Source organism: Dictyobacter vulcani, assembly GCF_008974265.1.
Lineage (GTDB): Bacteria > Chloroflexota > Ktedonobacteria > Ktedonobacterales > Ktedonobacteraceae > Dictyobacter > Dictyobacter vulcani.
The window spans coordinates 2717952-2731084 of sequence record NZ_BKZW01000001.1; the positions used below are offsets into that span (position 1 = coordinate 2717952).

General features: G+C 47.8%; 11 protein-coding genes. 5 read left to right on the forward strand and 6 right to left on the reverse strand.

Annotated elements, in window-relative coordinates; all coding sequences use genetic code 11:
* Window positions 1–247 precede the first annotated feature (247 nt).
* The 3 genes from KDW_RS11415 to KDW_RS11425 all read right to left on the reverse strand — a co-directional run bounded on the left by KDW_RS11415 (window position 248) and on the right by KDW_RS11425 (window position 2965).
* Window positions 248–625 carry a response regulator gene (locus KDW_RS11415; protein ID WP_151756066.1) on the reverse strand — a complete coding sequence of 126 codons (378 nt, stop codon included), beginning with the start codon at window positions 623–625 and terminating at the stop codon, window positions 248–250.
* A gap of 657 nt (window positions 626–1282) precedes the next feature.
* The gene (locus KDW_RS11420; protein WP_151756067.1) at window positions 1283–1930 is read right to left on the reverse strand and encodes a hypothetical protein; all 648 of its coding nucleotides are present in this window, start codon (window positions 1928–1930) and stop codon (window positions 1283–1285) included.
* A gap of 24 nt (window positions 1931–1954) precedes the next feature.
* A complete protein-coding gene (locus KDW_RS11425; RefSeq protein WP_151756068.1) occupies window positions 1955–2965 on the reverse strand; it encodes an NAD(P)H-dependent glycerol-3-phosphate dehydrogenase in 1011 nt (336 codons plus the stop codon).
* Between the two features lie 303 nt (window positions 2966–3268).
* Here KDW_RS11425 and KDW_RS11430 point away from each other — a divergent pair, with 303 nt between their 5' ends.
* The 5 genes from KDW_RS11430 to KDW_RS11450 all read left to right on the forward strand — a co-directional run bounded on the left by KDW_RS11430 (window position 3269) and on the right by KDW_RS11450 (window position 9443).
* A complete protein-coding gene (locus KDW_RS11430) occupies window positions 3269–5143 on the forward strand; it encodes an alpha-amylase family glycosyl hydrolase (RefSeq protein WP_162005149.1) in 1875 nt (624 codons plus the stop codon).
* Between the two features lie 111 nt (window positions 5144–5254).
* The gene (locus KDW_RS11435; protein WP_151756070.1) at window positions 5255–5725 is read left to right on the forward strand and encodes a MarR family winged helix-turn-helix transcriptional regulator; all 471 of its coding nucleotides are present in this window, start codon (window positions 5255–5257) and stop codon (window positions 5723–5725) included.
* A 398-nt stretch (window positions 5726–6123) separates the two neighbouring features.
* Entirely contained in the window at window positions 6124–7380 is a 1257-nt protein-coding gene (locus KDW_RS11440; protein ID WP_151756071.1) for a sugar ABC transporter substrate-binding protein, read from the forward strand.
* Between the two features lie 186 nt (window positions 7381–7566).
* Window positions 7567–8484 (forward strand): carbohydrate ABC transporter permease, encoded by a 918-nt coding sequence (locus KDW_RS11445; protein WP_151756072.1) that lies wholly within the window; start codon window positions 7567–7569, stop codon window positions 8482–8484.
* A complete protein-coding gene (locus tag KDW_RS11450) occupies window positions 8481–9443 on the forward strand; it encodes a sugar ABC transporter permease (RefSeq protein WP_151756073.1) in 963 nt (320 codons plus the stop codon). The genes KDW_RS11445 and KDW_RS11450 overlap by 4 nt, the downstream gene beginning before the upstream one ends.
* A gap of 34 nt (window positions 9444–9477) precedes the next feature.
* Here the strand turns inward: KDW_RS11450 and KDW_RS11455 are convergent, their stop codons facing one another.
* The 3 genes from KDW_RS11455 to tilS form a co-directional block, all read right to left on the reverse strand.
* A complete protein-coding gene (locus KDW_RS11455) occupies window positions 9478–10878 on the reverse strand; it encodes a transposase (RefSeq protein WP_151754717.1) in 1401 nt (466 codons plus the stop codon).
* Window positions 10879–11020: 142 nt separating this feature from the next.
* Entirely contained in the window at window positions 11021–11611 is a 591-nt protein-coding gene (hpt, locus tag KDW_RS11460; protein WP_151756074.1) for a hypoxanthine phosphoribosyltransferase, read from the reverse strand.
* 22 nt (window positions 11612–11633) lie between these two features.
* Entirely contained in the window at window positions 11634–13109 is a 1476-nt protein-coding gene (gene tilS / locus KDW_RS11465; protein ID WP_151756075.1) for a tRNA lysidine(34) synthetase TilS, read from the reverse strand.
* Between the last annotated feature and the right edge of the window lie 24 nt (window positions 13110–13133).

Here is a 13133-nt window from a genome sequence, read left to right on the forward strand (position 1 = left end):
CCCTTTCCCCAGTGAAAGGAAGCTGGCTACTAAACCTCTGCCAAAGTTCAAGCGAAAAGCAGGAAGCTGGCTACTAAACCTCTGCCAAAGTTCAAGCGAAAAGCAGGAAGCTGGCTACTAAACCTCTGCCAAAGTTCAAGCGAAAAGCTGGGGTGCAGGGGATGCAATCCCCTGACTGGGTTCCAGGGCTGTGCCCTGGCCTCTCCCCCCCCCCCCCTCTGCCCGCGTAGCGGGCAACATATTTGCCTTAAATATGCAAGTGTTGAGAAGGTAACAGGTATTTTGCTACCGTATCGATTAACGCATCAACATCAAAGGGTTTTTCAAGAAAACCGTCGGCCCCACCCGCCTCAGCAACTTTACTGGCATCTGAATGAGCGGAAAGCATGATTACTGGAATATGTCTTGTTGCGGGATTGCTTTTCAATGATTTACAGATATCCCGACCATCGTCACCTGATAAAAGCACATCTAATAATATGAGATCTGGAAGATCATTCGTCAGGCTCTGGAGACAATCCCCATTTGTCGCCGTGCGTACGGTATATCCTTCGCCTTCTAAGACAATTTGAATGACTTCGATGATCCCCTCATCATCATCAACAACCAGGATGTGATGTCCCATGTGTTTATCTCCTTTAAAGTTCTCATGACTTTAGCTATACATGAGCTGGTGGCGGTAGTGAAAAGGAGAAGGTTTTCCCCAAAGCCTTCTATATTTTCTAGCCAGATTATCTACTCCCAATTGTACCACTATTAGACTGTATGTCGTCATCTGGCAGGTTCTCCTTGGAGAAGTGGTCGCATAGAAATAGAAAGACGATTGGTTGCGTTCGTGCCACAAAAATTGGCTACATCCATCATGGAAATACGGATTGTACTCAAAGATGCTGTGATAAAAAGAAAAGGTGATAAAATAGCCCCGGCGGCTGAGAAGCATTTGAGTGCCTGTTGTCTGTACGCTTTACCAGGATTGCTGCCTGCCTACGCGAACCGGTGAAAGTAAGGAGTCTGTTCAATATAACGTATTGAAAAATGGGCCTGGATTTTCTACTCGGATTTCCATTATAGAATGCACTGAATAGAAACGCACTATATATATATGAATAGTATATATTCAACTCGGAATCGCTACAGCAATCAAGTTACGGCATTTTAGTTTTCTAGCCAGAAATATTATACTCTAGTATAGCATAACAAAGCTGCCTGATTGGTACTAATGTTCATTGGTAGATTGTGGTACAGATATTGGAGTAATCCGAGTTGATATATGCAGAGTTTTTTAGCTGGCCGTGTCAGTTTCCCAGGGAATTTTTTGCCAGCGATTAAGTTGAGCGAAACCAAAGCCTGCATCGACCAGCGTACCACGATAACCGGATGGAATCTGCTCAAAGTGTTCTGCCAGGGTACGAGGAAAAATGCCCAGATAAAAGATCCAGGGATCGCCAGCTTCCTCAACGATAACGCGCCAGGCCAGATTTTCTTGCCACTCATCAGTAAAGTAGGTACCAACCTCCTTAAATTCGCGGGCCAGCACCTGCAAAATCGCCCAGATACTCTGTCCTGATTCAAGTGAATATGGTTCTATCGACTCGCCCTCTTGTAACTGCTCAGTGTCTATCAGCAGATTAAAACCGATCCAGGAAGGAAGATCTCCCAGGCTGGGGATGGCGGGTTGGGTATAAAGTGAGATCTCAATCCCGGCACAGTCCAGGGCCGGTGCTCCTGGTGGAGATAGGAGCACCGGTGCCGCATAAATATCCCCAAAGGGATCATCGTCGTTTCTGGGCCATGAAATAGAGCTCACCCAATCCAACACATTCTGATCATCGCATCCTACTGATTGAAGCACCTGCTGATAACGTTTTAGCACGGCAGGAAATGTTTCCTGACTGCAGGAAGCATATGTTTGTATTTGTGCCTGTGACATAGTCTTTTCTTTTTCTCCTCTGGCTTACACGAAGCCTTCTAGCTCTCCCTTTGGGTCGCGCATCATCAACTCTGGAACTGCTTTGTGGGGATCAAGTCCCTCAAAAAGAATTAAGCTCAGCTGATGTGCAATGGGCATCTCAACCTGATAGCGTTCCGCTAATTTCAGGGCCGCTCGGGTCGTGGAAACGCCCTCGGCGACGGAGTGGGTTGATTGTAGAATAGCATCAAGTTTCTCTCCCCGTGCCAGGCGGCGTCCGAGTTGTTGATTGCGGCTCAACGGAGTGGCACAGGTAGCGATAAGATCTCCAATACCGGCCAGCCCGGCAAAGGTCAGCGCATTCGCGCCTGCGGCCACCCCCAGACGTGAAATTTCAGCCAGGCCACGGGTAATGATCGCAGCCTTGGCATTTTCGCCATAGCCCAGCCCATCATTAAAGCCCGCTCCAATCGCGATAATATTTTTGAGCGCACCGCCCAATTCAACCCCGATGACATCGCTTGATGTATACACGCGTAAGGTATCACAAGTGATGACCGTCCGAGCCTGGACCGCGATTTCGGGTATGGAAGAAGCGACAACTGCTGCGGTTGGTTTACCCTCGGCCACCTCACTTGAGAGATTGGGGCCGCTCAAAGCCGCAATTCGATCTTTCCAGGCTGGTAGCTCTGCAGCAATAACCTCGCTCATACGCTGCAAACTCTCGATCTCAATACCCTTGCTGGCACTGACCAGTATGGTTTTAGGATCGAGATAGGGCGCGATGAGCCGCACATTCTCACGCAACTTTTGTGAAGGCGTCACCAGTACCAAAAGATCCTTGTCTGTTACGGCTTCAGTAATATCGGATGTGACGCGCAAGTTGTCTGGAAAATATATATGTGGAAGAAACACCTTGTTTTCTCGTGATTGTTGCATTTCAAGAGCGCGTTCAGCTCGATGATCCCAGATAGTGGTTGCGATACCTTTGCGGGCCAGTAAGAGAGCCAACGTCGTACCCCAGGCACCACTTCCTATGACACCAACAGATACCATCACATTTTCTCCTCGTTCGTATTCCAAATTCACATATGACATGCTATAAAAAAGCAATCGTGAACGCCGCTCAATCGCGGCTAGCTTCGCTCACACGATTGAGCGGCATACTACAACGTGTCCAGGTGCTTGTATTTTTGAACAAAGCCATTGTAACATAGTTGATAATCTGCTTGACAAACTGCCAAAAATCATTAGACTTAGGTATGGTTGACTGGTCAACTATCTATTTAAAAACTATCCTGGATGGTGTACCTTGATTGGTATGGCATAGTTTATCCAAAGAAGAGGATATGTATTGGAATGACGCAACTCGTAGACTTTTTTTTCTCCCCCTATGCGTCGGTGCAAACACGGCGTATGAAGGCTGCGATCGAGGATGGATTGGCCCATGGGAGCCAGATTACGCCTCGTGATCCCCTGCCAGGCCAGGCCGTAACACTGTCTTTATTCGTGAATGGCCATAAACCTATTGAGCGTGTTGCCATCTACTACACCACTGATGGCACAGAGCCGCAGGGCGAGAGTGGTGTGGCAACGCAAGGCGCGGTGCTGTTTGCTGAAAAATTGGCGCAAGGGCTGGCTGGGATCGATGCAACCACTGAAATACAGACCTGGCAAGTGACTATTCCTGCCCAGGAAGACGGCACGATGGTTCGTTATCGTGCGGACGGCTGGAGCGTCCAGGATCCAGAACAGCATTGGTATGCGGACAGTGTTGATCCTGTGACCATTGCACAGAAAAAGGGTCGCTGTTTTGCTTATCATGTGGACCACTGGGAAGCCCCATCATGGTGGCAGGATGCGGTTGTCTATCAAATTTTTGTGGATCGTTTTAATGCAGCTCAGGGTGAGCCGCCATTACATAGCGAAGAGACGCGTGGTATTACAGAATTTTTTGGCGGCACTCTAAACGGTATTATTGAGAAACTCGATTACATTCAGTCCCTTGGCATTAACTGTCTCTGGTTATCACCCATTTTTGAGAGCCCCAGCCACCACGGCTATAATCCTTCTGACTATCATCATGTCGCCCGTCGTTATGGTTCAGACGAAGCCTTGATCCAGTTAATCGAAGCCGCCCATCAACGTGGCATGCGGGTCCTGTTAGATTTCATTGCCAACCATACCTCAGACGAACACTTCGCCTTTGTAGAGGCACGGAATAATCCTGCCAGTCCCTATGCTAACTGGTATGACATCACAGATACTAACTATCGTAGCTATGCTCAGGTGCGCTCAATGCCTGAATTGAGTACCGAAGAGCCAGAAGTACGCGAATATCTTTATGGAGCCGCGCGCTACTGGTTAGAGCATTATGGAGTGGATGGATTGCGCCTGGACTATGTGCCGGGTCCTTCGCATGCGTTTTGGACCTCCTTTCAGGAAGCTGTGAAAACCGCTCGCCCAGACGCGTTAACGATTGGTGAAATTACCTCTCCGATGCCCGAGATTGTCGATTACGCCGGTCGCATGGACGGGTTTATGGATTTTCCCCTGTCATCCCGCATGCGTCAGACCTTTGCGCGGCGTAATACCACTCTGCAAGAACTGCTGCAATTTCTGGATCAGCATGTCAGCACTATTCCTGAGAGTTTGTGTTTCGCAGCGGTACTGGATAATCATGATATGCATCGCTTCCTCTGGTTTGCTGAAGGCAATCTGGAGCGCCTGAAACTGGCGACCGCATTCCAGATGACCCTCGAAGGAACCCCCATCGTCTATTATGGCACCGAAGTGGGACTCTCTCAGACAGAAGATGCGGGCAAAGAGAATGCTTACTGCCGTGGTCCGATGCTCTGGGGTGAGCAGCAGAATTCTGAACTCCTGGCCTACTATCAAGAGCTGATTGCTTTACGTCATCAACATAGTGTACTGCGCACAGGAAAAAGGCTCAATCTGGCTATTGAAAGCACAGGTGATACTGAGCAGGTTGGTGCATACATACGTTATACTGACGATACATATATGCTTGTGATCTTAAACAATAACGAACAACCCGTACAGGTTCGTATTAAGTTATATGATGTATTGCAGCAGATTAGTGGGACCGGTAATTATCAGGCGACGCGCCTGCGTTCGGTGTTTTCATCATCCAGAGCATCTGATCTTATTACAAAGGATGGATGTCTGGAATTGACGGTATCGCCGTTGAGCGCTGAGATATATCTATCATAAAAGATAGGAGAAAAGTATACTGTAAAATAGTTGACAACCCAACTGTTTAACAGTATACTTTTCAATAGAAGATTACCGGAGCATCCCTGAATGAAGGGAGAGGTGATATTCATGGGTCTAGTTAGCAAAGATGCTGGCATCGAACTTGACATCTATCAGTTGCTATTCAAAACATTCTTCTTATTGGATGATAGCGATAGCCGCTTTTTTGCCGAGTATGGGTTAAGTACCCGGCAATTCTGGGCGCTGCAACATTTAGATGAAGAGAATGGTCGCTCGATGGTAGATTTGAGTCGGTTATTGATTACCGACAAGAGCAATGTGACCGGAATCGTTGACCGCCTCGAAAATATGGAGCTGGTCAAACGCGTTCCATCCACACATGACCGTCGTGTGACGTTGATTACACTAACAGCGGAGGGAAGCCGTCTGCGCGAGAAGGTTGATGAAAATCATGCCCTACGCATCTTCGATTTAATGAAGGTCTTAGATGCTTCTCAGCTTCAGATGCTTTTTGAATATTTAACGTCGGTAAGCCAGAGTATAGAAAAAGAATTGATGCAGGCTGATGCTGGTCAATAAGGAGTAATGATTCCTGTTCTTCTGGTGCTATTGCAGCAACGTTGCGGTGATTACAGAGACGTTGATGAAGGTGTCAATTTTCCGTGCCGGAAAGTGCTACCTTAGCTATCAAACTATCTATTTTCCTCGCAATGCTGCTCGTAAAATCATACAGAGCACATCAAACATATTCTCCATGCTTTTCTTACTTAATAGGTATATCGATACTTGTATTTATGTGCTGCCCGCAACCTGCTATGAGCTAACCCCGATTGTTATGATGGCAAACTGCCTTATGCAGCTTGTACTGGTTTCCTGCACCTTGTTCAGGTGTAAGGTTATCAGGACATAAGGTATAGCGCTTGCAAAAGCGGTATGCACAACACATTTTTAGATTGATATTTTGGAGGATTTAGGTCATGTTATCTAAACGCGTGATCACAAGTTTCCTTTCACTCGCTGTTCTCTGCGCTCTCTTGATGTCAGCGTGCGGTGGAAGTAACGACACAACAACAAGCTCTGGCCCATCGAATCAGCCAGAAACCATCACCATCTGGCACAACTGGCAGGGCGATTATTTGAATGCCAAGAAAGCCATCTTCGATGCTTACCACAAGCAGCATCCAAACATCACCATCAAACTGGTACAGCAAGATCAGCTGGTCGACAAATCAATCACCGCATTAAAAGGTGGTAAGGGTCCAGATATCATTGCCTGGGCTGACGACTCCCTGGGACAGCTGGCCGCCAGCCGCATGGTTGTACCAATGGACAAATATCTGAGCTCTGACTACATCAGTTCAACCTTCACACCAGCTGCTGCCAAGGCTGTGACCTACAATGGCAAAATCTACGGTGTGCCCGAGACAACTGAAGCCATCACCATCATGTACAACAAAAAATTGGTGAAAACTTCAGAGCTGCCAACCACCACTGACGAGCTCCTGGCCTTCAGCAAAAACTTCCAGGCAAAAAATCCAGGCAAATACGGCCTGGTCTGGGATACAACTGATGCCTACTTCAATGCTCCATGGTTCTATGGCTTCGGTGGTACCTATGTTACCGAAGACGGCAAAGTTGGTCTGAATTCAGAGAAATCAGTTGCTGCCGCCAAATACATCAATTCGTTCCGCCCTTATCTGCCAAAGCAGATCACCTATGATATTGCTTCCTCACTCTTCACCGAGAATAAGGCTGCCGCGATCATCAACGGACCATGGTCATATTCTGACTACGCTACCAAAGCGAAGATGGACATTGGTTTTGCTCCATTGCCAAAAGTGACCGCTAACAACAACACACCAGCTGCACCATTCGTTGGTGTTAAATCCCTGTGGATGACCAAGATTGCGAAAGATCCTGCAACCGTTGCTGATATCATGAAGTTCTACACGAGCAAAGATAATCAGATCAGCATGATCAAAGCCACTGGTGAAATCCCAGCCAACGCTGCTGCTGCTGCTGATAAAGCCGTCACAGGCAACGTTGCGATTGCTTCCTACTCTGAGCAGGCCAAAGCCGGCAACCCACTGCCAAACACCCCATTCATGTCCGCAGTGTGGAAGCCTGTAAAAGACGCTCTGACCGCCAGCTGGTCAGGTAGCCAGTCAGTTGAAAATGCAATGAATGCTGCACAGAAAGCTGCTGAGCAAGGCGTCAAGAGTATCAACTCGTAATCCTTACACCGATTGATTGAAAAACTGGGTGCCTGAACCGCTAAAAAGGATCAAGCACCCGGTATTTCAATAACAACAGTATTTTCCCACTTCGATTGCGTACGATGTATCTGAACAAAGATAGATACAGAAAGGCCCTGCTCTTATGCCAAGTGTACCTGACGTTCTAAGAAGGGGCGAGTAGCGATGTTAAGAGTTAAACGTTCACAGATTTTGCTCTATTTACTGCCGATGTTGATCACCATTGCAGTCATCAATCTCACGCCTATTGGATATACCCTTTACCTGTCATTCACCAACAATACATTATTTAATGGCGAATACAACTTTGTTGGTCTGACAAACTATAGCTATTGGTTTAGCGTTGCCAATACTGATCTGCTCTATGTGATCGGAAACACATTGTTATATGTGGTGGTCTGTATTGCGTTGTTCTTGCTTGTGGGCCTGGCTACAGCGCTGGCATTAAATAATCAGAAAATCAAAGGATTGCCCTTCTGGCGTGCAGCCCTGCTCGTGCCCTGGGCTACCCCTTATGCCATTACCTCACTGATCTGGAAATTTCTCTTTAACTATGATTTTGGACCAATCAACCAGATCGGTCGCATCTTCCTGGGTCCACAGTCTGGCATTCCCTGGATGACTGATCCCTTCTGGGCATTTGTCGCCGTGGTAATCGTCAATGTCTGGTTATCCTATCCTTTCTTCACTGTCGTTATTCTGGGCGCATTACAAAGCGTACCGTCTGAATTAGGTGAAGCTGCCAACGTAGACGGTGCCAATGCCTGGCAGCGTTTCCGCTCAGTGACCCTGCCACTGTTGCTTCCTGCCATTACCCCGGCCACGATCTTGAGTTCAATTACCACCTTCCAGATGTTTGGTGTTGTGTACCTGATCACTGCCGGTGGACCTGTTACCAGTGCTGACAAACCTGGGGCCACCTCGTTTGTTATGATCTATATTTACAATAAGATCCTGGGAGATAACGCCGCCAATATTCACTATGCTCAGATCGCCACCTTTGCGGTCTTGATCTTTATTATCCTGGGCTCGGTGACCTTCCTGACCCGTAGCCTTGGAGACTCCAAGGAGTCGCTGGCATGAGCAAAAACATGACACAAACACAGTTCAAACAACCTGTTTCCAATCAGGCATCGACCGATGCACACGAATATGCGAAATATCGTGCCAGAATTGAAGGTCGAATTCGGCGCCGTAAAGCTGTGGCTGGTTTTCAGTCGGCTTTAATTTACCTTTTCCTGACCGTTATGACCATTTTTGCCCTGTTCCCGATTTACTTTGTGATCCAGGCATCGTTAGGTGGTAACCAGAATCTCTATTCGACTGACCTGCACCTGCTACCGGCCAACCCGAGCCTGGACAATTACGTCTATGCTTTTACGCAGGAACCTTTGCTGGCGTGGCTGGGCAATACCCTGTTTGTCTGCGGTTTTTCGACCCTGCTGGGTCTCTTCTGTTCTATGACCGGTGCCTATGCCCTCTCGCGTTTCCGCTTCCGTGGCCGCAAGCTCTCACTGAACTTATTGCTGGTACTCCAGGCTTTTCCTGCTCTGCTGGCAATCAGTGCTTACTACTATCTGTTGCAGTACCTCAATCTGTTAGATAGCGCTCCCCTGCTTGGATTGTCGTTGATCTACATGGCGGGTTCGGTTGTGTTTAGTTGCTGGAACATCAAAGGCTATTTTGATACATTGCCAGTTGAACTGGACCAGGCAGCGATGATCGATGGAGCCACCCAGTGGCAGACCTTCTGGCGGGTTGTCTTGCCGTTGGCCGCGCCTGCGCTGGCTGCTTCTGCCCTGCTGATCTTTGTTGGTAGTTGGAGCGAATTCGCGATCGCCAATTATATCTTGAACGCGAATGACAATGGTTCAAACCTGACCTTTATTCTGGGACTGGTTCGCTTGCAGGGAGATTTCCGTACCCCCTGGGGCTACTTTGCTGCTACTGCAGTGATCACCTCGGTTCCGCTGGTTGTCGTTTTCCTCTTCGCACAACGTTTCTTCAAATCTGGCCTGACCATTGGTGGTGTTAAAGGCTAAGATATGAGTCATCCCGAATTTTCGGGATGCTTTTCTAACACCTTTTATCTGACAAAGACTGTAATGTCTGGATATTGGGAGCCAAAAGGTAGCCAAGGCTTGGACGATAGTCGTCCCACAGACGGCTGATCGCCCAACGTAAGCGGTAAAGCGGTGCAATAGCTTTTTTGCATCGCTTTCCGGTTCTTTTGCACTTCAAATGCAAGATCATTTCAACAAGATCCCCGTGGATAGGAGTGAGTAAATGGAGGAGAAAAGCATAAACAAGTGTCACGATACCTAACAGCTTGAGTCGGTTTTCCATCGCGTACAAACGCGGACTCTCCATCGCCAGCTCACTCTTTCCATAGCGGAATACGAGTTCTATTTGCCAACGTCTCCGATAAGCAAAAACAATCTCCCAAGCCTGCTCTGCAGTTCGAATACGCTCATTAGTTACCAGATACCAGACTTTCTTATTCACGCGAACTTTCACGAGATAAAGTTGATACTCGTATTGCTCATGCCATATCGGCGCCCACCAAACATCACAAGGCATCTTTTCACCAGTATGGCTATCACGTATTTCTTTATGAGATAAATACTTTTTATGTAATCCAATCTGCCATAATTTCTTCTTTTCCCCTTTCTCATTGAAAAAGAAATGCCCTTTTTTCCAGCGAATCACAAAACGCACACGTAATTTCTGTAACACTTGTATCCAAGGGCCTGATGCTGCTCCACGATCAAATATGTGAAGGAGCTGATCCCCCCATTTCCGAACAACTTTTCTCAATAACTTTTCTTGTTGTTCTCTTAACTTTGTCGCATCATCACCTCTGGTAGTCCACCAGCTCATCACTGCTACTTTTACCCTTCCTTCCATTCCTATGATCAATGCTGCTGTCCACTGCATTCCTGCCACTGTAATCGCTTTCTTTGGTGGAAAATTAAAGACCAGGCCTTTTTTTGAGCGCTGCAATCTTTTCGCTTTACTAGAAGTTACTGGACAGATTCCTTCTAATTTCTCGCTTTCTGCTTTTTCTATGACACTCTCATCCCAAGGGCAAATAATCCTTTTCCCTTGTTCTCTCATACGTGTCACCTCTTTATCAGCTTCTTCTAGTAAATAGTGATCTATCTGCAAAAAATTCCATTTTATGGAGCGAAGCAGGTTTCCCACTCTCTTCGTTCCAGCAGTCGCTGTTTTTGATTGCTGCGCATATCCATCGAGGTAGGAACCTAATTCACTCAAAAGTAGTCCCTGCTTGTTATTTCTGAAACGAATAATTGCAACGCATACCTGTACTAACGTTCGCACTAACCTCTTATCTATCAGCCTATCAAGCACAATCAAAAGTGGCATAAGAAATTCTTCAAGCAATTGAGCTAATTCCTGTGATGCTCTCTGCGCATCTTGTTCCTCGGGTTGAAGTATGTCATACTGAAATGGCATGAGTTGGGGGCCTCCTGGTTTTTTGCTGTCAGTTGAATTTTTAACAGTTTAACTCAGGAGACCCCTCTTTGCCTAGTTCTTACTTTTCCGGTTTTCTCTCTTTCTTTCCGGCTAGAAATGTTCCTCAAAAATTCGGGATGACTCATAATTGGTTTTCGGCCATGCTCTGATGCTGGTTCTGGGGCTTGTTACTATCTTCTGAATAGACAGAAGGCTTCAGGATGCCGATATAGGGAAGATTGCGGTAGAGCTGGGCATAGTCAAGACCATAGCCCACGACAAACTTATCCGGAATGGTAAAGCCATAGTAATCGACGGGAACATTCTGGACGCGTGTGTGCTCTTTATTCAGGAGCGAACAGATTTTTAAGCTTAATGGATTACGGCGATTGAGTAGATCAGTCAGGTAGTGTAAGGTTCGTCCACTATCAATGATATCTTCGATAATCAGAACATGTTTCTGATCAATCGGACCTTCCAGATCCTTGATGATACGCACGATACCGCTGGACTGGGTGCTATTGCCATAGCTGGCCACGGCCATATAATCAAGCTCTAAAGGCAGATTAATGGCGCGAGCCAGATCAGCAATAAAGGGAACAGCGCCCTTGAGTGTGCCAAGTAACAGCAGATTCTTGCCATCATAATCCTGGCTAATCTGCTCACCCAGATGTTTGATTTTTGCCTGTAATTGTTCCTCTGAAATAAGAATTTCTTCGATGTCCTGGTGCATATACTCCTCAAAGTTAATGATATTACTGACGATGAATAATCGACAAGCGCAAGATCCTGTGTGTATGTTCCGTGAGACGGACACGCTGATCTATTTGCACGCCACCCAACCAGATACAACGCGAACCAGAAAAGAAGAGCGGTAAGCGAGCGCGTACGGTGCGCGGAATATGTTTATCAATCAAGATATCCTTGATCTTCTTTTCCCTTGCCATCCCCAATGGCTGCATCCGATCGCCATTCCGGCGGGTCCTGATGCGTAGCGCGAGCGGAAAGCTGGCTGTATCCAGGGTATCAGCATCTACATACACCGTGTATGCAGTAGCTGGTAAGAGCTCCCAGACGGTCGTCCAGTCCTGGCGTTGTAAAGCGATCTGTACCTGTGCTGTCAGCGCCTCAGCAACCCATTCAGCTGTGACTGTCCATGGAGTGCCTGTGAGCTCCATTGTTCCTGGTAGCACGAGCATAAGCTCTGTATCTGGTGGTGACTCTTCATTTTCGTTTGCTTGTTCCAAGCAATAGTTGAAGATTAGTATATCACTCTGGCGTAGGGCGTGGAGATGTTGTGGGAGATGCAGGGTCACAATCTCTGTGCTGGTTGGTCGCTGCAAGAGTTGTTCCAGTAACAGATAGTGGCGTAACTCCAGCGGGGATTGGCCATGGCAGAGTTGTGCTGTGGCGTGACGAAGGAGATGGCGTTGCACGCTGAGTGGCAGCGAGCGCAGCGTTGGAATCGACAGCTGAATGGAATCAGTTTGTTCCTGCACCACCACCTGAGGCCAGTTTTCCAGGACCTGAGCCTGAATCCAGGCAAAATCGACCTGCATTACTTCGGCATTGCGCAGTAATGTAGCGCGAAAACCAGGATTCATCGCTTCCAGTAATGGCAAGAGTTCATGGCGAATGCGGTTGCGCAGGAAGCGTAAATCGCTATTACTGGCATCCTCATGTGGGATAAGCTGATGCTGGCTACAATAGTTCTGGATATCAGCGCGGCTCACGTTCAGGAGCGGACGAATAATGTCCTGCTGCTGTGGTTGTAGTCCGACCTGACTGGCGATGCCGCCGCCGCGTAGCCAGTGTAGCAATAACGTTTCAGCCTGATCATCCTTATGATGTGCGACCGCGATGGGTTGTCCCTGTGCCACCTCGCGTAAAAAGCGATAGCGAGCCACCCGGGCAGCCTCCTCCAGCGAGCGATGCTCCTGTGCCGCCATGAGAGCCACATCCACGCTACGAATCGCATATGGAAGCTGCCAGTCCTGTGCCAGCGCGGCTACCGCCTCAGCATCCTGCTCACTATCCTGGCCCCGTAATTGATGATTGAGATGAGCCACATGCAGCTGAACCTGTGGATAGCGCTTTCCTGGCCCGCAAAGCTGGTAGAGCACATGGAGCAGACAAAGAGAGTCGGCGCCACCCGAGACAGCGACAACCACAACACCCCGGGCAGGCAACAAAGAATACCGTTCGATGACAGACGCGATAGCCTCCAACATGTTTGCGCATTACCCCTTTTATAT